This window comes from Shewanella sp. BF02_Schw (genome assembly GCF_014596695.2).
In the GTDB taxonomy this organism is placed as follows: Bacteria; Pseudomonadota; Gammaproteobacteria; order Enterobacterales; family Shewanellaceae; genus Shewanella.
In genome coordinates, this window is the sequence record NZ_JABKAW020000001.1 from 968951 (window position 1) to 991879 (window position 22929).

The window sequence follows — 22929 nt, forward strand, 5'->3', positions numbered from 1 at the left end:
AATCAGATTTGAATTCGGACCTTCACCCGCTATCTAAGGCGTATCTCAATCTTTGTTATCAAACCGATGCTGCTAAAATTCGTCGTCGTTTGTATCGTGTCAATAAAGAAGCCGAGTCTGAAAAAAAATCCCAAACGTTAGCGCAGTTAACGGATGCTGCGCAGCAAGCCTATCAAAAAGCGCAGCAGCGCTTGCAGTCTAGACCTATTATTAGTTATCCAGATGAACTTCCTGTGTCGCAAAAACGTGACGATATAGCTTCTGCTATTGCCAATAATCAAGTGGTGATTGTGGCGGGGGAGACAGGATCTGGTAAAACAACCCAGTTACCTAAAATCTGTCTTGAACTGGGTTTAGGAACTCGAGGCTTAATTGGCCATACCCAACCTCGTCGTCTTGCTGCACGAAGTGTCGCGAATCGTATTGCTGATGAACTTAACAGCCCATTAGGTGAAGTTGTTGGCTTTAAAGTTCGTTTTGCTGATGCCATGAGTGACAACAGTTATATTAAACTGATGACCGATGGTATTTTGCTCGCCGAACTCACCTCGGACCGATTTTTAAACCAGTACGATGCGATTATTATTGATGAAGCGCATGAACGCAGCTTAAACATTGATTTTATATTGGGATATCTGAAGCAGGTATTAAAAAAACGTCCTGATTTAAAAGTTATTATTACGTCGGCTACCATAGATGTAGATCGTTTTTCAAAACACTTTAATAATGCACCTGTTATTGAAGTGTCTGGTCGTACATTTGAAGTTGAAACGCGTTATCGTCCTTTAGTGCGCGACACTGATGAAGATTTAGATGTTAGTGATGGCATTTTTGCCGCCGTAGACGAGTTAATGGCCGCGGGTCCTGGCGACATATTGATATTTATGAATGGTGAGCGTGAAATTCGCGATACCGCTGATTTACTCAATAAACAGCAATATCGCGATACTGAAGTTTTACCACTATATGCGCGCCTTTCTTACGGTGAACAATCTAAAGTCTTTAAAAGCCATATTGGCCGTCGTATTGTATTAGCTACCAACGTTGCCGAAACGTCATTAACCGTGCCTGGGATCCGTTATGTTATCGACCCTGGTACCGCACGCATAAGCCGTTATAGTTACCGTACGAAAGTACAACGTTTACCGATAGAACCCATATCGCAAGCCAGTGCCAATCAACGTCAAGGACGTTGTGGTCGTGTAGGCCCAGGTATTTGTATTCGACTTTACGATGAAATGGATTTTATTCAGCGCCCTGAATTTACTGATCCTGAAATATTACGAACCAATCTTGCTTCAGTGATTTTGCACATGTTGGCAATTGGATTAGGTGACATTGGCGGATTTCCATTTATTCAACCACCGGATCAAAAACACATTCGAGACGGTTTTTTATTGCTTGAAGAATTACAAGCGGTTAAAAAGTCTGGTAATGACCTAGTGTTAACGCCATTAGGCAAAGATTTAGCGAAAATCCCACTCGATCCGCGTTTAGCCCGAATGGTCATTGAAGCGAACAAATTGGGTTGTTTACACGAAGCATTAGTGATTACTGCAGGTTTGTCGATTCAAGATCCGCGTGAACGTCCCGCAGAAAAGAAACAAGCAGCAGACGAGTGTCATCGCCGGTATGCGGATAAAGACTCTGACTTTGCCAGCTGGGTGAAGTTATGGGATCACGTAAAAGATCAAAAGCATGAGCTATCAGCCAGTCAGTTTAGAAAACAATGTCGTGACGAATATCTCGCCTATTTACGCGTACGTGAATGGCAAGATTTATACACTCAAGTGAAACAAGCCGTCCATGAATTGAAATGGCGTATTAATGACAGTGCAGCCAGTTATGAACAGTTACATCGAGCATTATTATCAGGCTTGTTAAGTCATGTTGGTTTTAAAGGCGAGAACAACGAGTATCTAGGGGCGCGTAACCGTAAATTCTTTGTGTTTCCGGGATCGCCTTTAGCGAAAAAAGGTCCTAAGTGGATAATGGCTGCTGAGCTGACTGAAACCTCACGCTTATTTGCGCGTTGTTGCGCCAAAATAGACCCTGAATGGTTAGAATCACTCGCCTCACATTTAGTGAAAAAGAATTATCTAGAACCGCATTTTGAAGCCAAAGCGGCAAGCGTTATAGCACTTGAGAACCAAGTTCTTTATGGCTTGACCATAGTGAATCGTCGTCGAGTGCAATACGGACCGATTGACCCAATAGAAGCTCGAGAAATTTTTGTTCGCAGTGCTTTAGCCGAAGGGCAGTTACAGACGAAAGAAACGTTTTTTGTTAATAATCAAAAATTGCTTAATGACATAGAGTCGCTAGAACATAAATCTCGCCGCCGAGATATTTTGGTCGATGAACAAGTGTTGGTGGATTTTTACGAACCACTAATACCCGTTGGCATTTATAATGGGCCACTATTTTTTGCCTGGTGGAAAAAAGCGCGTCAACAAACGCCAGACTTGCTCGATTACAGCCAAGCCTTATTAATGCAGCGTAGTGCCGACCATATATCTGCGCTCGATTTTCCAGAAATATGGCATAAAGGTAATCTCGGCTTAACTGTCAGTTATCATTTTGAACCGGGTAGTATTGATGACGGCGTGTCAGTGCATATTCCTGTTGCACTGATTAATCAAATTGATGACAGTGACTTTGATTGGCTAGTGCCTGGGTTACGACAAGAAAAGTTGATTGCACTGATTAAATCTTTGCCTAAAAATTTGCGTCGTAATTTTGTTCCCGCCCCAGATTATGCTCGGGCATGTTATCAAGCGATGAAGCCGTTTGAGTTATCGATGCTTGATACCATGTGTAAACAGTTACTGCGCATGAGCGGTGTACGCATTTCTGCTGACGACTTTGATGTAACTCAACTGACAGAACATCTTAAGATGAACTTTAAGATTGAGGATGACCATGGTCGTTTAGTTGCCCAAGGTCGTGATTTAGAACTATTAAAAGGCCAACTGCAAGGTGTTGTGGCTAAAGCAATACGTAAAGTAGCTGACAAAGGCATTGAACAACAGGCTATCACTACGTGGTCGTTCGGTGATTTACCCGCTCAATATCAGCAGCGCAAAGGTAATTACGAAGTTAAAGCATATCCGGCATTGATTGATAATAAAACCGATGTGGCGATTAAGTTATTTGATGATGAACATGAAGCAAAGCGTCATCATCGAGTAGGCTTACGCCGATTACTGTTGATAAACATTCCTTCGCCAGTGAAACATTTGCAACAAGCTTTGCCTAATAAAGCAAAGCTAGCAATGTACTTTAATCCATTTGGACAAGTGCAGATATTAATCGAAGATATTATTAATGCAGCGGTACAGCAGTTGTTAGATCAAAAGCAACTAGACATTCGCAATGAGCAGCAGTTCGAGCAAGCAAAAGAGTGGGTTCGCCAAGAGCTTAACCCAACAGCAGAGAGCATTGCGCTCAATGTAGAGCAAATTTTGACAATTTATCAACGTATTAAAAAACGTCTAAAGGGCAAAATTAGCTTAGATATTGCATTTGCAATGAGTGATATTCAAACTCAGCTTGATAGCCTTGTGTATAAAGGATTTGTCGAAGACTGTGGCTGGCAACGGTTAACGGATGTTGTTCGTTATTTAAAAGCCATTGAAAATAGACTCGATAAGCTACCTGTTGACCCAACACGTGATCGATTACACATGCACAGTATTGCAAAAGTACAAGAGGCGTTAACGGCTCAATTAGCCAAAGTGCCACGTTCACAACCGGTCCCAGAGGCACTCATTGAAGCTCGCTGGATGATAGAAGAGTACCGGGTATCTTGTTTTGCTCAGGTATTAGGTACCGCTTATCCTATTTCAGAAAAGCGAGTATTGAATTCCATCAGTCAAGTGTAACCTTGATGCATTGCTCCATCGCATGACAATGCGAATAAAACCGATATCACTTAGGTGATGTCGGTTTTTTATTATCCCAAATTGATTCAATTTCTAGTTATGCCTGTAAGACCTGTCATTTCCTGGCAACTAATCCGCTTTAACGATTAATTCTAAACCAAAAGCTTAGCCATATTCGTTAAATGCTTTGATAGTGCAGGCTGAGTGCAGGGCATTATTTTTGAGTGAGGCACTCAGGTATTTCATCATGTTGTTGCCTCATCTTTTAAGGGCATTATTCTTTCAATAAATAATCAGAACTATAGAGTTTGAGTTGCCGTTATAGGGGCATAGTAATAGGTGTTTAGCCTTAACAGCAGCAATGGAACCGTCGACTTGTATCGCAATGCGCTAGTACGTTGTCACGTCGAGTATGTTGTAATTTCTGAAAGACTTTCTGTTTTTTAGTGTAAAATCTCAATTTAAAGGCACATTCAGACCATCCGCAAAACAGAACTGAAAGTTTTTCGTAATTGTGGTTTGAAAGTGATCTGACTATTGATATACTTAGCGCCAAGAAGAAAGTGATTGGTACTCTTCTCTCTGTAAGGCAAATGTCATCCCCCCAGCATTAACACGATGTCGTCAGTATTAAGGATTCAATATCGTGTTATTGTTTATAAAAAGACAGGCCTACACCTACAAAACGACCTAAAAGATTGGAGTTATTATGGAAGTTCATGAATACGAAAACGCTTACTATCAAGTGAAAGATGACGTGTTAGAGTCTTTACCTTCTAACGAAGAATAAGACGATTGAACGAGCTTATTAATGCTTTGGCAACTCAGTTGATGCATTAAATACTCCGACAAAAAATAAAAATAGCAGCCTAGGCTGCTATTTTTATTGGTTATTGCTCATTGTTTATTTTATCAATTATTTATAATGCTTAAACATATCGCATAGTGGTGAGTATCTGAAATGAACGATAATTGTTTTTGATCTCCCATCATGATTAAACACTAAAATTAGCTAATTTTGGTAATCTGTTTTGACTCAATACTAACCTTCAATACGACCTTTTTCGGGTAGTATCTCAACAATAATCCAGGTATTGCCTTGTTTATGCAGACGAATGGTTCGATCATCAATCCATTGTCTTCCACCTTTTAATCCTTGCATTTTAACGATTACAGTCACGTCATCGGTAAATTTTCGGAAAAAATCGATATCAATTTCATCAATAGACATCGTCACTTGCTTCATGGATAAGCCTAATACGTGTCGTTGCACCGCTGATGCTATATGATAATGATCCATAACATCCTGTATATCAGGTGCGACAAACTTTTTAGCTTTCTCTACATCACGATCGACATAAATAGCTTCGAAGAAACCCAAAGAAACTTGTTCTGGTGTGAGTTGAGGTTGACCAAATTCATCTGATTGTCCGCAAGCAGTGAGAATGAACAGTAGAAATACAGAGAATATTTTAATGGAAGTCATTTTTAACATAAGGCTTTTTTACTGCTGATATTATAATTTTTATCTAGTATCTCGATTTATGCTATAGCTTACAAGGATAGGCTCGATTTAAATAATATCATTATCAATAATTGTAGCGTAAAGCCTTATATACTCAAGTGAATTCAAACTGCAGGTTTTAATTTCTGAAAGTTATCATTAATTGTATCACCGAGTGTATCGGCAATATCGGGGAGGGTGATGCTAAAAAAGTCAGTGATTTTTCGTCGGAATTCTTTTGTCGTTGCGAAGTATTGCCCATTCCTCGCATGCTTATTCATTACCTTCCACAATCGTTCTATTGGGTTTAAATTTGGACTATAAGGCGGCAGGTAATGCAATGTTATATTCAGATTTTTAGCCTCTTTAACTACTAAGGCATTTCGATGGTATCCAGCGCCATCAAGCACCAAATGGATAACACCACTTGTTGAGTAACGCGCTCTAATTTGGTTTAAAAAATCGATGATGGATGCACCGTTAACCGTTTTGCTATATTGCTCAATGACCGCTTCTGTTAAGTGACCAAGTCGGATTGCACCAACCACGTTAATACGGGTTCGGCTTCCCGTCGTTTCTATCGGTTTATCAACGCCTTTTTTTATCCAGCCTGCGGTGATTTTTGTGGCTTGGGTCGGATGAACCGCATCCATAAATAATAACGGTTCATCAGGGGTTAACGAGGATTTTAGTTGCTCATAATATTCAATGAAAGCCGTTTGTTTGTCTTCATCAAATTTGTGAGGAACCCCTTTAGGGTTTTTATAGCTGAACTGATGTTTATGCAGCCATTTATTGAGGCCTGACACTGTGTACTTAATCTGAAATTGTTCTGAGATATAAGCGACTATTTGATGGCTATGCAAGTAGGTCACCTCACACAGGTGTGCAATCAATAGTTCAGTTTGCTCTTGACTCAGATAACTTAAGGAGCCGCCACTATTACACGTGAGTTTTTGGTCGTGAGCATAGGCATCAATGTATCGAACTACGGTCGTTTCGTGAATACGTAACGCTTGGGCAATCATTGGCGTTGGCCAATTTTCATCGCGTAGTAAAATGGCTTTAATGCGATCACACTCACGCCTATCACTCGAGCTTTTATGTCGAGTTTCCAATGCTACTTTTTGTTCTGGCGAGAGTGTAATTTGTTTCATGGGGCTATGATGATCCCATTTGGGACAAAATCAAGCATTTTCAATGATCACGGGTATATGCTCATATTTTGTAATATATTGAAAGTATCAATGGTTCATTTCAGTTTACTGATAAGCTATTATTTGTTCGATTAACTACAAATGAGGATACTTTTGTAGTTAATGGCTTGACGCAATCAAAATGACATGTCATAAGTTAATTGTATCAACGCACAAGACTTGTATAGAAACAACGATAGAGAGTGTTTGTTCATACCGATTTATTATTGCTAATAAACATAGTGATAAGGAATGTCTCACACAGTTATCCACAGATTCTGTGGACAACTGTGTTGACGAACGTAAGTTATTTTACTAACTCACTGTATTACTGCATTTTTTATGTGTGGTTAAAAAATAACGCAGTTTTTATATTAAATAGATTTTGCGTATAAAAAAACCAAGCCTCCTAAGGAGACTTGGTTTTTTAGTTAGCGAATATAAAGATAATTACCATTTCTTTTTCGGTTGAAACAGCATATCAAGATCATCGCCTTCTTTTTTCGGTTTTGGAGCACTCGGTTCACTGTGTTTTTGAGCGCCCATTATTTCATCGAGTAACTGCTTAGCTTCATCGACTTTACGAGCAATAAAAGGATCATTTGGCGTTTGCGCTTTAATAGTGTGCAACGTGTTTAATGCTTTTGTGACCATTTGTTTACTGGAACCGTACTGCTTCATAAAGCATGCTGCACGAGCGCGGCTAATCATAGAATCAACATTAATCCTTAATTGCAGATTGTCGATACGCATTTCTTCTTCAGCAAAAATAGACGGATCAACTTTTCCCTTATTATGTTCTGCACGTAAAATAGCTTTAAGTTTCTTCAGTGTTTTTACTAATTCTAAAACTTGTCTATCATTATCAGGTAAACGAAAATTCTCAATTGCAGGGACTTGGCTTGGTGAATTCGATACTGTGGCTATTTGCATTTTAATGTCAGCTAGGCGACGCTCATAATCCGATTTTAATTGGCCTGATGCATGGATAACAGATTGTTCTAAAGCATCTTGAATGCGGCGATAGAGTACTAACATAATGTGGCTAGAAGACGGGGTCATACCTGTGTTGGATAATACTGCATCGGTTTCATCTATAATGGCGCGTTGGCGAGATACTTCTACTCGACGTTCAGCTTCAGCACGCTCTTTTTGTTGTTGGACAATACTAAAGCCGATAATCAGCAATAAGAGTGCACCAATAAGAATTAATACCAAAATTAAGGACATAAAGGTTCCATTTTATCTTTCATATCTCATGGTAAATATAGCCAAACGACAATGGCTAAAAGTTATTTTGATGCTGGAATAAATTGTTGCAATAAAACTGCATCAAAATGATTCTATATCTTAGCGTATGTTATCGCGGCTGTCGTTGAATAATAAGTCGTTTTGTTGATAAATCATTAAACATTTGAGTAAGGATGTTTATCAAAAGCTAAGTCAATTAAATTGCAGGTGATTTTTACTTGCTCGTTATTCCTATTTATATTACATTTCAATTGTCATATAACGTTTTATTATAGTTGAACAACTGTTCTTGCCATGTGAAACATAGATCGATTTGTTCTTATTTGCATATTTTGCTGATGAGTGCTGGTTAAATAAAGGATAAAACCATGAAGCTGCAACAACTTAGATATATTGCAGAGGTTGTTAAACACAACCTAAATGTGTCATCAACGGCTGAGAACCTCTATACCTCACAACCCGGCATTAGTAAGCAAGTTAGAATGCTAGAAGATGAATTAGGTATTCAAATATTTGGTCGAAGTGGTAAGCACTTGACTCACGTGACTCCAGCTGGTCAGCAAGTTATTGATATTGCAAATGATATACTTGGCAAGGTCGATAGCATTAAAAAGGTATCTGAAGAATATACTCAGCCTAATCAGGGTGATTTAAATATTACCACCACTGATACTCAGGCTCGATATGCTCTGCCACAAATTATTAAAGAGTTTATTAAACGATATCCGAAAGTGAATTTGCATATGCATCAAGGTACGCCATCACAAATTAGTGAACAAGCGGCTAGAGGTGATGCTGATTTTGCCATTGCTACTGAAGCAATGCACTTATATACCGATTTAATTATGCTGCCTTGTTATCATTGGAATCGATCAATTGTTGTGACTCGTGACCATCCATTCGCGACTCAATCGACAAAAATTAGTATTGAAGATTTAGCCAAATTTCCGCTGGTGACTTATGTGTTTGGTTTTGATAAAGCCTCTGAAATTGAAAAGTCTTTTAAGCGTGCGGATCTTGATCCTCGGGTGGTGTTTAGTGCAACCAGTGCTGATGTACTTAAAACATACGTACGTTTAGGGTTAGGGGTAGGGGTTATTGCTTCTATGGCTATCGATCCAGCAGTAGATAAAGATCTAGTCGCGATTGATGCGAGTCATTTGTTTGCTCATAGTACAACCAAAATTGGTTTTAGACGTGGTAGCTTTTTACGCAGTTACATGTATGACTTTATGCGACATTTTGCACCGCATTTAACCCGAGATGTGGTAGAAAAAGCGGTCGCGCTTCGTGATCAACAACTGATTGATGAAATGTTTGCAGACATGACATTACCGGTACGTTAGCACTGTATATCGACAATGTTTATAGCATAAAAAAACCTCGCGAATTAGCGAGGTTTTTTGTTTTTAACATAAAGACTTAGTCACTTAGTAATCGATATTAATCTGGTGCGTAACCAGATGGACCAATTAACTCGCCATCTAAGTAAGCTTTACCATCAGCCATCGCTAAACGACCTAAGCTGAACCATTTTACTACAAGAGGATAAATGGCATGTTCTTGTTCATGAACACGCTCAGCTAATACTTCAGCATTATCTTCAGGGTAAATAGGGACTTTAGCTTGTAATATTACCGGTCCGGCATCGAGCTCTGGAATAACAAAATGCACACTAGCGCCATGCTTTTTATCGCCGGCATCAATAGCCCGTTGATGCGTGTGAAGCCCGGTATACTTAGGCAATAATGATGGATGAATATTAATCATCTTTCCAAGGAAGTGACTTACAAAATCATCTGTCAAAATACGCATAAAACCTGCAAGAATAATCAGATCCGGTTGGTATTTTTCAATTGATTTCAATAAACGCGCATCATAATCACTGCGTACTTCATTGGTATAAGGAATAACGCAACTGGTATCAATCTCGCTTTGATGAGCGCGAATTAACCCATAAGCATCCGGCTTGTTACTAATCACACCAACAATGTCAGCTTTTAGGTTATCGTCACAGCCATCAATGATAGCTTGAAGATTACTGCCATTACCGGAAATCAGTACCACAACACGACAGCTTTGGCTCATTAGATGATCTCCACTTGCTCTTCGTCACCTTGACGCGTAGCAATTTCACCTATCAACCAAGCATTTTCGCCTTCTGCTGTTAATAATGCCAATGCAGCATCGACTTTGTCTGTTGGCAGCGCAATAACCATACCCACACCACAGTTAAATGTTAGGAACATTTCGTGTTGTGCTATGTTACCGTTTGTCATTATCCAATCGAACACCACTGGCCATTGCCAAGAGTCACCCTTGATTACAGCTTTACAATCATCAGGAAGCACTCGTGGGATATTTTCCCAGAATCCACCACCGGTAATGTGCGCCATAGCGTGAATGTCTGACTGTTCAATCAGCTTCAACAAAGGCTTAACATAAATTCTGGTAGGCTCTAATAAATGGTCAATTAATGGCTTACCAGCAAGATCTTGCTGAGGGTCTGCTTTGCTGACTTCTAATACCTTACGGATTAATGAGTAACCATTTGAATGAGGACCACTCGAACCAAGTGCTATGAGTGAGTCACCGGCTTTGACTTTGGTACCATCAATGATGTCTGCTTTTTCAACAACACCAACACAAAATCCGGCAAGGTCGTAATCTTCGCCTTCGTACATGCCCGGCATTTCAGCCGTTTCGCCACCGATTAATGCGCAACCAGATTGGAAACAACCTTCTGCAATGCCGCTAACAACTGAGGTTGCCGTTTCAACGTCAAGCTTACCAGTCGCGTAGTAATCGAGGAAGAAAAGCGGTTCAGCGCCAGAAACAATCAGGTCATTGACACACATAGCAACTAAATCAACACCGACGGTGTCATGCTTTTTGTAATCAATGGCTAATCTTAATTTAGTGCCAACACCATCAGTGCCCGAAACAAGCACTGGATGTTTGTATTTAGTTGGTAATTCGCATAATGCGCCAAAACCACCTAAATTGCCCATAACTTCTGGACGGCGAGTGCGTTTTACCGCAGATTTAATGTTGTTTACTAACGCATTACCTGCATCGATATCAACGCCGGCGTCTTTGTAACTTAGGGGGGTAGGAGTGGTCACGGAGGATCCTCTAGGGTACATCGTTTTATGGAATTTTATGCGGCAATATTCTACCAGTTTGTGCTGCTAGTCGGAAGCCATGTTTTTACTTTATCCTATAAAGAAAACGATGAATTGCCTATTTTTTATTGGTTTAGGTCACGATTTACTGCAATTTTGAAACTTTATGTTTTATAGAGAGGATAAATCGACTAACATTTGTCAAATTTGCCTGAAATAGTCAGAAATCTAGGAGAAAGAAATGAAAGTCGTTGAAGTAAAGCATCCACTGGTACGTCATAAAGTCGGTTTGATGCGTGAAGCTGATATCAGCACCAAACGATTTCGTGAACTTGCCACTGAAGTTGGCAGTTTATTAACCTACGAAGCTACCGCTGATTTTGAAACTGAAACGGTGACAATTGAAGGTTGGAATGGCCCTGTTACTATTGAGCAACTTAAAGGTAAGAAAGTGACCGTAGTGCCTATTCTTCGTGCGGGTTTAGGTATGATGGATGGCGTTCTTGAGCATCTTCCTAGTGCGCGTATTTCTGTAGTGGGTATTTATCGTGATGAAGAAACACTACAACCTATACCTTACTTTGAAAAAATAGTCAGTAATGTTGAAGAGCGTATTGCTTTAGTGGTTGACCCAATGTTAGCGACTGGTGGTTCAATGATTGCGACTATCGACCTGCTGAAAAAACGTGGTTGTACTTCAATTAAAGCGTTGGTTTTGGTTGCTGCACCAGAAGGTATTAAAGCACTTGAACTCGCGCATCCTGATATTGAATTGTATACCGCTGCGATTGATGATTGCTTAAACGAGCAAGGTTATATCTTGCCAGGTTTAGGTGATGCGGGCGATAAGATATTCGGTACCAAATAGTTCGTTATCCGAGATTATAGATACCTAGGCTCGATATGATTAATATCATGTACGAGACCATAAAAACGGGAGCCTTTAGTGAGGCTCCCGTTTTTATTTTTATCTTGATAAGCCGTAGCTATCTGTTAAATGTTAAAGCACCATCGCAGCAATCCAACCAAAAACAAGCAGTGGAATATTATAGTGAATAAACGTTGGGATCACGCTGTCGCGAATATGATCATGTTGCCCATCGGCATTAAGACCAGCTGTGGGACCTAGTGTCGAATCTGATGCTGGCGAACCCGCGTCACCAAGCGCTGCAGCGGTACCCACTAACGCAATTGTTGCTGCGACAGAAAAACCAAAACTGAGCGCTAAAGGCACGTAAATAGTGGCGATAATGGGAATGGTTGAGAACGAAGAGCCAATTCCCATGGTGATCAATAATCCAACAATAAGCATCAGTAATGCGGCTAACGCTTTGTTGTCACCAATGATGTCACCTAGAGAGGTCACTAGTGTGCCAACTTCCCCGGTAGATTTAACTACTGCAGCAAAGCCTGCTGCTGCAATCATAATAAAGCCGATGCTGGCCATCATGTGCACACCTTGATTAAACAGGTCTTTGCTTACTTCGTGTTTAATGATTCCTGAAAAACGAAAGATAATAAATCCACTTAATGCACCAAATATCATCGAATCAGTTTGTAATTGAACGATTAAAGTGACCACTATTGCTGAGAGTGATATCACTAGGCTTTTTCGACTTATCGTGGTTTCAATATTGTCGCTTACCACTGGTTCTTCAATCATGTATTGTCTAGGTTTGCGGTAACTAATAAATATTGCGGTGAGTAAACCTACAACCATGCCCATAGCAGGTAATAGCATTGCGTTAGGAATTTGTTCACGGATTGCATTTAGCCCATTTGTATTTAAATTTGCCAACAGGATATCATTGAGGAAAATACCGCCAAAACCGATGGGTAGAATCATGTACGTGGTGACCAAGCCAAATGTGAGAATACAGGCTATAAGACGGCGGTCGATATGTAGCTTTGAAATGACATGCAGTAATGGTGGAATAAGAATGGGTATGAAAGCGATGTGTATAGGCAAAATATTTTGTGATGAAACTGCCATCAATAATATTGTGACCAATAACAACCAACGTACAACTTGAGTATTACTACTATTGGGTTCTTTACCGAGTTTCTTTATAATTGAATGAGAAATCAATGTTGTTAAGCCTGAATGTGACAACGCTGCTGCAAATGCACCAAGCAATGCGTAGCTTAGGGCTATTTGAGCGCCGCCGCCTAGGCCATCATTAAAGGCTGCAATTGTTTGATGAATATCTAATCCACCGACTAAACCGGCGACAACAGCACTGATGGTTAGTGAGACCACAACGTTAATTCGAATAAAGCTTAAAAACAGCATTAAGCAAACCGCGATAACAACCGCATTCATAATCATTTTTCTTAAAAATAAGTGAGGCCGCTATTCTTGACTGTCTAGTGTCTATTTGTCCAGCGCATATCGCTTTTTTAGGTATTTTTTGCTGATAGTTAGCTCAGAATTATTTGCTGTTTAACATGTGGTTGTTGATAGTGATGAGTGAAATCTTGTTATCAAATCATTTTGTCATATTTGAAACTTATTATTTAATGGGTCATCATGTTTTATTTTTCAGCAAGTAAACCAACTTTCATCTGAAATGACTTATAAGTCCGTTAATTTAGATGTATGGTATACGACTGATATAAGTCCCAACGGTATGGGTAATTGCTTGGTGGATCATCATTTTGCGATACGCATATACCGTTGTTGAGTGTTTAAGCCATTAAATGGAGATAGATAATGAGCGTATTAGTAGGCCGTCCAGCCCCAGATTTTACCGCAGCAGCCGTTCTTGGTTCTGGTGAAATTGTTGACACATTTAACCTTGCTACCGCAATTAAAGGTAAGCCTGCAGTTATTTTCTTCTACCCACTCGATTTTACTTTTGTATGCCCATCAGAGCTAATTGCTTTTGATCACCGTATGGAAGAGTTCACTAAACGTGGTGTTGAAGTGATTGGTGTTTCTATTGATTCACAGTTTACTCATAACGCATGGCGTAACACTCCAGTAGACAAGGGTGGTATTGGCCAAGTTAAGTACACTCTAGTTGCTGATGTTAAGCACGAAATTTGTAAAGCATACGACGTAGAGCATCCAGAAGCTGGTGTGGCTTTCCGTGGTTCTTTCTTAGTAGACAAAGAAGGCCAAGTTCGTCACCAAGTGGTTAACGATTTACCACTAGGCCGTAACGTTGATGAAATGATCCGTATGATTGACGCACTTCAGTTCCATGAAGAGCACGGTGAAGTTTGTCCAGCGGGCTGGTCAAAAGGCGAAAAAGGTATGACTGCAAGCACTGAAGGTGTTGCTGCATATCTAAAAGATAATTCTGATAAGCTATAATCTAGCAAGTCAGAGATAATAAAAAAGCTGCTTCGGCAGCTTTTTTATTGGATAAAATTAATACTTTGTTATCGCACTAGCTGAGTGTAGATGGCTGGCATGAGATCAAAGGGCTGAGTATTCATTATTCGCTTGCTGAGTCGGTATCATCTTCCACAGCCGCTAATGGCCAACCACCCAATGCTTTCCATCGATTGACTATAAGGCAAAATAGTTCGGCGGTACGTTCGGTATCATATAATGCTGAATGGGCTTCATTGTTGTCGAAATCGATCCCTGCCATTTTACAGGCTTTAGCTAATACTGTGTGTCCAATAGCCAGGCCTGCAAGTGTCGCGGTATCAAAGCTAGCAAAAGGATGAAAAGGAGAACGTTTTAAACCATTTCGTTCAATAGCCTTGTTAACAAAACCTAAATCAAAAGCGGCATTGTGCGCGACAATGATACTGCGATGACAATCTGCTGCTTTTTGGGCTTTTTTTACTTCTTTAAAAATCTCTAAAAAAGCGACTTTTTCGTCTACTGCACCACGAAGTGGATTAGTGGGGTCTATACCATTAAAAGCTAAAGCTGCAGGCTCTAAGTTCGCGCCTTCAAAAGGCTCAATATGAAAATGAAGGGTTCTATCAAGTACAATGATCCCATCACTATTCATTTTTAGTAAGCTGACGGCAATTTCAAGCAACGCATCGGTATTAGCATTAAACCCAGCAGTTTCGACATCGATAACAACAGGGAAATAACCACGAAATCGGTGTTTAAACTTATTAGCGTCGCAAATATCAGTCATTACAGTTTTTATCCTCAATAGCTATCATTCATCGGTGCAAATGATATAAGCCGAGTATTATGCGCAAACTCAAGCGCAGTGTCATGTTTGATTGTGGTTTTTATCATCGATTAAACATGATTGTTTACTAAAGGAACTGACTTTATGGCCGATAGAACAAATGTAATCGGGTATATAAAGGGTGGTTTTATGTGGCGAAAACTGATGGTCCTCACAAGTTTGTGTCTTTGCTCAACGGCTAATGCCGATTTGAGGCACTACGTTGCGTCACTGGAAAACTCAGCATGGCGTATCGGTGAGAACAATCCGATAGAATGCCGTCTTGAACATGATATTCCTGACTATGGGCGTGCTGTGTTTACCAGTAATGCCGGTAAAGAGCTAAATTTACATTTTACGTTAGATATGTGGTTAAAACCTGATTCGGTGACCAACGCGACATTAATTAGTCGAGCCCCTAGTTGGCGTCCTGGACACAATTCTAAAGAAATCACTCAACTGACTTACAATAAGCAATTTAATGGTGAAGTACCCAAAAAAGCCGCTTGGTCGATGTTGAATGAATTGAGTCAAGGAATGGAGCCCACGTTTTATTATGCGGATTGGTATAATCAAAACGCTAAAATTGCCGTGGGATTGTCGTCAGCTAATTTTGGCGGTAAATACCGTGAATTTCGCGCCTGCTTGGCTAATTTACTGCCTTACAGTTTTGATGATATTGCTTTTACAGTGTTAAATTACCAAGAAGGCGGGGTAGATCTGACTCGTTTTTCTACCCAACAATTACAGAAAATACAGCGTTATTTGTCTTATGACCCTGAAGTCGAGCTTGTACTGATTGATGCTTACACCGACAGTTACGGTGGACGTTCGGTTAACCAAAAGGTGTCAGATAAACGTGCGGACTCAGTGAAAGATATTCTCATCGCTAGTGGTATTCCTAAGGATCGGATTCATACATCGGGTCATGGTGAAAAACGCCATGTAACAGGCAATGATCTTGCTGAAGAACGTAAGATTAACCGCAGAGTCGTGATTAAAATAACCAAGCCTATATAAACCCATTCATGTATCACTCACTGCTCAGCCATGGGCAGTATCCTTATTACTGGATATGATTGAGATATCAATTTACTTGAGTCACGATGTTGCTAGTAACTTGATTCAGCTATTTTTCTAATAAATAGTATTGATACGACAGCCAAAGTTCCCCTATGTTTATCAGTCTGCTTTACTCGGCATTTATTCAACATTCATAACACTAAATTGAGCCAAATCGACAATACTCTTTATAAATGAACCATCGTTCCTTTAAGAGCCTAATCAATAAAAAATGTAAGGGTATTTTGCGTGGTGATCATTTGAAAGGGTTCAACCTATCAGTAGCGCTCGAATTTACAATTTTTTTCGCAAAGCTTCTCATTTGGGTTTATAAAGATGCTAAAAAAAAGGTAAAAAAAACCCACTTAATCCAAGTGGGCTAAATAATTTGCAATCAACAAATTTAAGGAAGGAAGTCAAGCATAAGAACTAGGGATAACTGAGGTATTGGGTTACATCAGTTTGGAGTTCTTGGTTTTCAACATCTGAATCAGATGTGTCCTGAAAACGAGGCAATAATAGAATGTATACACTAATCTGACAAACTAGAAAAATTAAGCATTAGCATTAGTAAAACTAATGCTTTGTGGCTGTGGTGATATGTTATTTATACTCTAATCGTCTTATATAGCGCTTTATTAGGTTATTACTTATATTTTATGCATAACTATTCGGATTAGTTAATTAGGTAACAATAATATTTAACAAATAGTATATATCCCGTCATGCTGTAAAGTCTGCTTACTCCTTTTAATATGTTAAATATTACTCTATACCACTATGGATATGATTATTCTATCCATATTTAAGGTGGGATTTTACGGTTATCTCTTCTTGATGTTTAACACACAGCATATGGTCATCAAGACGAGTAAGATAATGCTATTAACTTAACAATTGATAATGTATTTGCTAAAAAGAGGTTGCTGAATTTTACCGGCTTAACATTTATTCACGTTTACATTTTGCAAAGTGTGCGATGGTAAGGGGGATTCGCAGTTTACTTTTACCTGATTATTGTCTTTTTGTGAGTTTTAGGCCGTAAAAGTATGCTGTTGTTACCAGGAACAATTCTATTTATATGACATGTTTTGTTTAATAAATTGTTAAATTTTTGGGTAAACACATTAATAAAGCTTCATCTCTTACAGTTCCTGAGGTTTTTAGTGTGTTTTAGCGCATTTTGAGCAAAATAAAGTCTGCTTTTCCCTCGGTACAATATTCACAAGCGTGTTGGTACTCGGTATAGTAAGCCAACTTTTACAACCTAAAAATTGATGTTCAGATTATGTTTGTTTGGCCTATTTCAATCTATTACGAAGATACCGATGCCGGCGGTGTTGTGTACCATTCGAATTACTTAAAATTTTTTGAACGAGCCCGAACGCAATGGTTAAAAGCAATGGGTGTTCGCCAAGCTGAACTGTTGGCAGAAGATATTGCTTTTGTCGTCAAACATGCAGAATTAGATTTTCGTAAAGCTGCAAAATTTGAACAGGATTTCGTGGTTGAATCCAAGGTTATAGAATTAAAAAAAGTGTCGTTGGTATTTCACCAGCGCCTAGTAGATCATCAAGGTGATTGCTATTGTGAAGCGACTGTTGTTGTCGCGTGTATATCTTTATCACGTATGCGTCCCCGTGCTATTCCCCTAAATATTGTTCAGGAGTTTGACAGTGCACGCTGAAATTTCATTTATTGGTTTGTTTTTAGAAGCCAGTGTGTTGGTAAAGTTAGTTATGCTGACCTTGTTGGCATTATCGATTGCCTCATGGGCAGTGATCATTCAACGCAACAAATTATTAGGCTCTGCAAGAGTTAAGTCATTACGTTTTGAAGAAACGTTTTGGTCTGGTGTTGATTTAAATCGTCTTTACAAAGAATTAATTGCGCGTGGTAGTGCTATCTCTGGTTTAGAATCGATGTTTGTGGCTGGTTTCAAAGAATATACTCGTTTGAGCAAAGTAAACAGTAAAGCTCCTGAAGCGGTTATGGATGGAACGTCTCGAGCAATGCGAGTGAGTTTGTCGCGCGAAATGGAGAAACTTGAAAACCATTTACCGTTATTGGCAACGATTGGTTCAACCAGTCCATACATTGGCTTGTTTGGTACGGTATGGGGAATTATGAATTCCTTTATTGCACTGGGCGCGGTAGAAAATGCCACATTGGCAATGGTTGCACCTGGTATTGCAGAAGCATTGATTGCAACTGCAATGGGCTTGTTTGCTGCAATACCTGCCGTTATTGGTTATAACCGTTTTACAACGCAAGTTGATAAAATTGAAATGAGTTATGCTAACTTTATGGAAGAATTCTCCAACATATTGCAACGTCAAGCGTATAGCGAGAAGGAAGCTGTTTAATGTATCAGCGTAAACGTCGTCGTCCAGTTGCAGAAATCAACGTGGTACCTTACATCGACGTGATGTTGGTGTTGTTGATTATTTTTATGGTGACAGCGCCTATTGTATCGCAAGGAGTCAAAGTAGAATTGCCTCAAGGTAATGCGGAGTCGTTGCCACCTGATAGTAAGCCTCCTATCGTTGCATCGATTGACGCAGAGGGACAATATTTTTTGAATATCGGCAGTAGTTCTAACTCTGAAGTTATGGACTTAGAGCAAGTATCAACTGAAGTTGGAGCATTAATCCAACTTGAACCGTTAAGGCCAGTGGTTGTAAAAGCGGACCGCACGATACCTTATGAAAGCGTTATTCAATTAATGATTAGCTTGCAAGGTGCTGGTGTGCCTGCCGTAGGGCTAATGACCGATTCACCAAAGGAGAAATAGGTGGCTGGAAATTCAGATTTAACCGTACCAGTTTCTATTTCTGCTGGTATTCATATTGGATTTATCGTCATTCTTGCTTTAGGCATTAGTTTTGATGATAAGCCCAAGCAAATGCAAACGGCAGCAGCAAGTGCACCTGCCGTTCAAGCAATTGTAATTGATCAACAGAAAGTGAATGACAGAGTTGAGCAATTAAAGAAACAAAAGCAAGATGTGGCTAAGCAAGAAAAAGCCCGTCAAGCAGAACTAGAACGTAAAGCATCGGAAGCTCGCCGTGAGCGTGAACGTGAGCAAGAAAAAATTAAAACTTTAGAGATCCAGCGTAAACAAAAAGAGCAGGAAACTCAAAAGGCTAATGACGCCGCTAAAGCCGCTCAGGCAAAGCAAGTGCTAGAAAAAGAGCGAGCAGATAAAGCTGAAGTAGTACGCAAGCAAAAAGAACAAGAGCAAAAAGCTTCTGAGGACGCAGCTAAGAAAGCCGCTGAAAAACGTAAGCAAGAAGAGGCTGCTGCGAAAAAAGCTCAAGAAGAACGTCAACGTGCTGATGACGAACGTAAACGTAAAGAAGATGCTGAGCGTAAACGTAAAGCAGAAGCTGATACTAAAGCGCGCCAAGAACGTGAAATGGCAGAGGCTATGGCTGCTGAACAAGATTCACTTTCTAAAACACGTAACAAGCAAGTGTTGTCAGAAGTTGATAAATATAAGGCCATGATTATTGCCACTATTCAACGAAATTTAGTTGTTGATGAGTCAATGCGTGGGAAAAGCTGCAGGGTCTTTATTCGTCTAGCGTCAGATGGTTTTGTCACAACAAGCCAAACGTTAGATGGTGATCAGGTAGTTTGTCGAGCAGCCAAAGCGTCGATAAATAAAGCGGGACGGTTACCAGTATCGCCTGAACCGGCTGTTTATCAGCAATTAAAAGAAATTAATTTAACCGTTTCACCGGAATTTAATTAATATCAATCGTATTTAATGATGGAATGGAGTTAAAAGGAGTCGCATGAATAATTTGGCTAAATGGCTAACACTGGTATTAATAGTGTTAACTACACCCGCTCGCGCAGCGTTAGATATTGTGATTACAGAAGGGGTTGATGCAGCAAGACCCATTGCTGTGGTACCTTTTGTATGGCAAGGTCAAGGTCCAGCTCCTGCATCTATTTCTGATGTGGTAGCATCTGATTTGTCTCGCAGTGGTACATTTAAGACACTTGATGTGCGTGCATTGCCACAATCAACTATTTCGTCTGTAAATGGATTTACTGCTCAAAATTGGGCTAATGTAGAAGCGGAAGCGCTTGTGGTTGGTACGGTTAAGCCATATGGCGCCGATCAATATTTAGTGAGTTTTGAGCTGATTGATTTAGTCAAAGCACAACTTCAAGCGGGTAAAGGGCCTCAGAATAACAATGAGTTATTACTTGAAAGCCGTGAAACGGTTATTAGTGCAAACCAATTTAGACAGTACAGCCACCGTATCAGTGATATTGTGTATGAAAAGCTCACCGGTATTCGTGGTGCATTTTTAACCCGTATCGCATATGTTGTGGTTAAACAAGGTCAAAAAGCACCTTACCATCTAATGATTGCGGATTACGATGGCTACAATGAACAAATGTTACTACGTTCACCAGAGCCATTGATGTCACCAACGTGGTCTCCTGATGGTCGTCGTTTAGCTTATGTGAGTTTTGAAAATAGAAAAGCTGAAATCTTTGTTCAAGACATTTACAGCCAAACACGTACATTAGTGAGTAGTTTTGACGGTATTAATGGTGCACCAGCATTTTCTCCTGATGGGAAAAAATTAGCTGTTACACTGTCAAAAGATGGCCAACCAGAAATTTATGTCGTCGATATTGCGACTAAAGCAACTCGACGTATTACAGAGCATTACGCAATCGATACTGAACCTTCTTGGTTCCCAGACGGTAAATCAATTTTATTTACCTCTGAACGTGGTGGGAAACCACAGTTATATCGCGTAAGTTTAGATACAAATAAAGTCTCGCGTATGACTTTTGAAGGTGAATGGAACCTAGGCGGTTCAATTAGCCCAGACGGTCGTAGTATGATTTTTGTAAACCGTACTAACGGTAAATTCCATATTGCTAGAATGGATCTTGCAACACGCTTTATGCAGGTGCTTTCATCAACTCAACTTGATGAATCACCAAGTGTTGCTCCAAATGGCACTATGGTTATCTACGGTACAACCCATCAAGGTAAACAAGTGTTAGCTGCTGTTTCTATGGACGGCAGATTTAAAGCAAGATTGCCTGTCGGCCAGGGCGAGGTGAAGTCACCAGCATGGTCTCCGTTTCTCTAAATAGATATTGATAAGGATTTAAAATGGATCTGAATAAGTTGTTTAAAGCTATGTTGGTTGCAGTTCCGCTTATGGCACTGGGTGCCTGTAGCTCAACTTCAGACTCTGAAACTGACGCTAACGGTTCTATGAGTGGTACTGGTAGTGAATACGGTAATGGTGGTATTGAAACTGGTGGTGTAGCTCCTGTACTGAGCTCTGCAGAACAGCAGCGTTTAAAAGAACAAGAATTACGTCGTCAAAATATCATTTACTTCGACTTTGATCGCAGTGAAGTTCAAAGTGAAAATGCTGAGATCATTCAAGCTCATGGTAACTATTTAGTTGAGCATCCAAATGTTCGAGTGTTGATTGAAGGTCATGCTGATGAACGTGGTACTCCAGAATACAACATCGCACTAGGCGAACGTCGTGCTAAAGCGGTTGCTAAGTATTTACAAGGTATGGGTGTGCAACCTAGCCAAATGAGCATCGTGAGCTACGGCGAAGAAAAGCCATTAGATTATTCACGTAACGATACTGGTTTTGCTAAAAACCGTCGTGGTGTGTTAGTTTACTAAAGCGTAAGAAGTGTAAGGCCAACCGTTATCGGTTGGCCTTTTTTAGGAGATAAAAATGAAACTAGCCATATTAGTTGCGGCGATGTTCTTTACAACGGCCACGGCTTTTGCTGCACCAGCACCGGTTTCGGATGCATCTGGTGGTTCAAATGATGACAGGATTTCAAGATTAGAACGCATCATTAAAGCAAAGCAACAAGGCGAATTCGACATGCAACGTCGTATGGATGCATTGCAAAATGAAGTGTTAGATTTAAGAGGCATTACTGAGCAACAAAATTATCAAATGAATCAGATGTTACAGCGTCAACGACAGCTGTACGAGGAAATTGCTAATCTTACTGCTAAGTCATCAACCCCAGCAGCGCCAGCTCAAGCTGATGCCACTACGGTTGCCGCAGCCAGTTCAACGTTAGGTGAAACAGGAAGCTATGAGGCCGCCGTTAACTTGGTTCTTAAAGAACGCAAGTATGATGAAGCCATTCCTGCTTTTCGTAGTTTTATATCGACATACCCAGAATCTAATTATGCAGCTAATGCAAACTATTGGTTAGGCCAATTGTTGTACAATAAAAGTGAGTACAATGATGCGAAACAAGCTTTTAGTACAGTTGTCAGTAAATTTGCAGATTCAAATAAGCGTGGCGATAGTTTAGTTAAGCTTGGCATGATTGCAGAAAAAGAAAATGACTCTGCGGGTGCAAGAGCACTGTATAACAAAGTATTAAAAGAGTACGCAGATAGTGCCTCCGCACGCCTTGCACAACAGCAATTATCAGCATTGAAAGGCTAATTAAGCCAAAAAACAGCCTCTTAGTCTGTTTTTCATGCAAACAACAAGAAATTATAAATTTGGGCTTGCATGAGAAATTGAAAAAGGTATTATAGGCGCCCTCAGAACGGCAGAGCCTTCTGGGGTGTGTTGAGGTGATAATAACTTAGTCTACAGTTACTGTAATATGAGTTGTTATTAACAAACAACAAAATGGGATGATAATTTAACAAGACTTGAAATATAGGCAGTTTGTTTCATTCCAGTAAGAACCTTAAGTTCTTGCAAAACAAAGATG

19 protein-coding genes are annotated in these 22929 nt (G+C 39.9%); 12 read left to right on the plus strand and 7 right to left on the minus strand.

Going from position 1 to position 22929, the window contains the following annotated elements:
• Nucleotides 1-8 precede the first annotated feature (8 nt).
• Entirely contained in the window at nucleotides 9-3884 is a 3876-nt protein-coding gene (gene hrpA / locus HNW13_RS04380) for an ATP-dependent RNA helicase HrpA (RefSeq protein ID WP_192115183.1), read from the plus strand.
• A gap of 1042 nt (nucleotides 3885-4926) precedes the next feature.
• Here the strand turns inward: hrpA and HNW13_RS04385 are convergent.
• From HNW13_RS04385 to HNW13_RS04395, 3 genes are all read right to left on the minus strand, one after another.
• Nucleotides 4927-5379 carry a DUF4878 domain-containing protein gene (locus HNW13_RS04385; protein ID WP_101086772.1) on the minus strand — a complete coding sequence of 151 codons (453 nt, stop codon included), beginning with the start codon at nucleotides 5377-5379 and terminating at the stop codon, nucleotides 4927-4929.
• Nucleotides 5380-5513: 134 nt separating this feature from the next.
• On the minus strand, nucleotides 5514-6545 hold the full coding sequence (locus HNW13_RS04390; RefSeq protein WP_124013279.1) for an IS630 family transposase: 1032 nt from the start codon (nucleotides 6543-6545) through the stop codon (nucleotides 5514-5516).
• 489 nt (nucleotides 6546-7034) lie between these two features.
• Complete coding sequence (locus tag HNW13_RS04395) at nucleotides 7035-7814, minus strand: hypothetical protein (RefSeq protein WP_101086773.1); 780 nt, start codon at nucleotides 7812-7814, stop codon at nucleotides 7035-7037.
• 389 nt (nucleotides 7815-8203) lie between these two features.
• Between HNW13_RS04395 and cysB the strand changes: the two genes are divergently transcribed.
• Nucleotides 8204-9181 carry an HTH-type transcriptional regulator CysB gene (cysB, locus tag HNW13_RS04400; protein WP_162023403.1) on the plus strand — a complete coding sequence of 326 codons (978 nt, stop codon included), beginning with the start codon at nucleotides 8204-8206 and terminating at the stop codon, nucleotides 9179-9181.
• A gap of 97 nt (nucleotides 9182-9278) precedes the next feature.
• On the opposite strand, the gene purN is transcribed toward cysB, so the two are convergent.
• Together purN and purM are read right to left on the minus strand one after the other, a co-directional pair.
• Nucleotides 9279-9923 carry a phosphoribosylglycinamide formyltransferase gene (gene purN, locus HNW13_RS04405; protein WP_101086775.1) on the minus strand — a complete coding sequence of 215 codons (645 nt, stop codon included), beginning with the start codon at nucleotides 9921-9923 and terminating at the stop codon, nucleotides 9279-9281.
• Nucleotides 9923-10960, minus strand: a complete 1038-nt coding sequence (gene purM, locus HNW13_RS04410) for a phosphoribosylformylglycinamidine cyclo-ligase (RefSeq protein ID WP_101086776.1) — start codon at nucleotides 10958-10960, stop codon at nucleotides 9923-9925. Before purM ends, purN begins: the two co-directional genes overlap by 1 nt.
• Nucleotides 10961-11201: 241 nt before the next feature.
• Between purM and upp the strand changes: the two genes are divergently transcribed.
• Entirely contained in the window at nucleotides 11202-11828 is a 627-nt protein-coding gene (gene upp, locus HNW13_RS04415; protein WP_101086777.1) for a uracil phosphoribosyltransferase, read from the plus strand.
• Nucleotides 11829-11960: 132 nt separating this feature from the next.
• Here upp and HNW13_RS04420 read toward each other — a convergent pair whose 3' ends face one another.
• Nucleotides 11961-13283, minus strand: coding sequence for a Na+/H+ antiporter family protein (locus HNW13_RS04420; RefSeq protein ID WP_101086778.1), 1323 nt, complete (start codon nucleotides 13281-13283; stop codon nucleotides 11961-11963).
• Nucleotides 13284-13673: 390 nt separating this feature from the next.
• On the opposite strand from HNW13_RS04420, the gene HNW13_RS04425 reads away from it, so the two are divergent.
• Nucleotides 13674-14279, plus strand: coding sequence for a peroxiredoxin C (locus HNW13_RS04425; RefSeq protein WP_011636928.1), 606 nt, complete (start codon nucleotides 13674-13676; stop codon nucleotides 14277-14279).
• A 124-nt stretch (nucleotides 14280-14403) separates the two neighbouring features.
• On the opposite strand, the gene rnt is transcribed toward HNW13_RS04425, so the two are convergent.
• Entirely contained in the window at nucleotides 14404-15069 is a 666-nt protein-coding gene (rnt, locus tag HNW13_RS04430; protein WP_162023402.1) for a ribonuclease T, read from the minus strand.
• 189 nt (nucleotides 15070-15258) lie between these two features.
• On the opposite strand from rnt, the gene HNW13_RS04435 reads away from it, so the two are divergent.
• The 8 genes from HNW13_RS04435 to ybgF all read left to right on the plus strand — a co-directional run bounded on the left by HNW13_RS04435 (nucleotide 15259) and on the right by ybgF (nucleotide 22652).
• Nucleotides 15259-16128, plus strand: coding sequence for an OmpA family protein (locus tag HNW13_RS04435; protein WP_192115151.1), 870 nt, complete (start codon nucleotides 15259-15261; stop codon nucleotides 16126-16128).
• Between the two features lie 1327 nt (nucleotides 16129-17455).
• The gene (ybgC, locus tag HNW13_RS04440; protein WP_101086782.1) at nucleotides 17456-17857 is read left to right on the plus strand and encodes a tol-pal system-associated acyl-CoA thioesterase; all 402 of its coding nucleotides are present in this window, start codon (nucleotides 17456-17458) and stop codon (nucleotides 17855-17857) included.
• Nucleotides 17847-18536 carry a protein TolQ gene (gene tolQ, locus HNW13_RS04445; RefSeq protein WP_101086783.1) on the plus strand — a complete coding sequence of 230 codons (690 nt, stop codon included), beginning with the start codon at nucleotides 17847-17849 and terminating at the stop codon, nucleotides 18534-18536. Before ybgC ends, tolQ begins: the two co-directional genes overlap by 11 nt.
• Entirely contained in the window at nucleotides 18536-18964 is a 429-nt protein-coding gene (gene tolR / locus HNW13_RS04450; RefSeq protein ID WP_101086784.1) for a protein TolR, read from the plus strand. Before tolQ ends, tolR begins: the two co-directional genes overlap by 1 nt.
• A complete protein-coding gene (gene tolA / locus HNW13_RS04455) occupies nucleotides 18965-19927 on the plus strand; it encodes a cell envelope integrity protein TolA (protein ID WP_011636934.1) in 963 nt (320 codons plus the stop codon).
• Between the two features lie 43 nt (nucleotides 19928-19970).
• Nucleotides 19971-21299, plus strand: a complete 1329-nt coding sequence (tolB, locus tag HNW13_RS04460; RefSeq protein WP_011636935.1) for a Tol-Pal system beta propeller repeat protein TolB — start codon at nucleotides 19971-19973, stop codon at nucleotides 21297-21299.
• A 23-nt stretch (nucleotides 21300-21322) separates the two neighbouring features.
• Nucleotides 21323-21859, plus strand: a complete 537-nt coding sequence (pal, locus tag HNW13_RS04465) for a peptidoglycan-associated lipoprotein Pal (RefSeq protein ID WP_101086786.1) — start codon at nucleotides 21323-21325, stop codon at nucleotides 21857-21859.
• A 55-nt stretch (nucleotides 21860-21914) separates the two neighbouring features.
• Nucleotides 21915-22652, plus strand: coding sequence for a tol-pal system protein YbgF (ybgF, locus tag HNW13_RS04470; protein ID WP_059745509.1), 738 nt, complete (start codon nucleotides 21915-21917; stop codon nucleotides 22650-22652).
• The last annotated feature ends 277 nt before the right edge of the window (nucleotides 22653-22929 follow it).

Coding starts and splice junctions, on each gene's coding strand:
- HNW13_RS04385 (WP_101086772.1), bottom strand. CDS start 5,379: ATGTTAAAAATGACTTCCATTAAAATATTCTCTGTATTTCTACTGTTC.
- HNW13_RS04390 (WP_124013279.1), bottom strand. CDS start 6,545: ATGAAACAAATTACACTCTCGCCAGAACAAAAAGTAGCATTGGAAACT.
- HNW13_RS04395 (WP_101086773.1), bottom strand. CDS start 7,814: ATGTCCTTAATTTTGGTATTAATTCTTATTGGTGCACTCTTATTGCTG.
- cysB (WP_162023403.1), top strand. CDS start 8,204: ATGAAGCTGCAACAACTTAGATATATTGCAGAGGTTGTTAAACACAAC.
- purN (WP_101086775.1), bottom strand. CDS start 9,923: ATGAGCCAAAGCTGTCGTGTTGTGGTACTGATTTCCGGTAATGGCAGT.
- upp (WP_101086777.1), top strand. CDS start 11,202: ATGAAAGTCGTTGAAGTAAAGCATCCACTGGTACGTCATAAAGTCGGT.
- HNW13_RS04420 (WP_101086778.1), bottom strand. CDS start 13,283: ATGAATGCGGTTGTTATCGCGGTTTGCTTAATGCTGTTTTTAAGCTTT.
- HNW13_RS04425 (WP_011636928.1), top strand. CDS start 13,674: ATGAGCGTATTAGTAGGCCGTCCAGCCCCAGATTTTACCGCAGCAGCC.
- rnt (WP_162023402.1), bottom strand. CDS start 15,069: ATGACTGATATTTGCGACGCTAATAAGTTTAAACACCGATTTCGTGGT.
- HNW13_RS04435 (WP_192115151.1), top strand. CDS start 15,259: ATGTGGCGAAAACTGATGGTCCTCACAAGTTTGTGTCTTTGCTCAACG.
- tolR (WP_101086784.1), top strand. CDS start 18,536: ATGTATCAGCGTAAACGTCGTCGTCCAGTTGCAGAAATCAACGTGGTA.
- tolB (WP_011636935.1), top strand. CDS start 19,971: ATGAATAATTTGGCTAAATGGCTAACACTGGTATTAATAGTGTTAACT.
- pal (WP_101086786.1), top strand. CDS start 21,323: ATGGATCTGAATAAGTTGTTTAAAGCTATGTTGGTTGCAGTTCCGCTT.
- ybgF (WP_059745509.1), top strand. CDS start 21,915: ATGAAACTAGCCATATTAGTTGCGGCGATGTTCTTTACAACGGCCACG.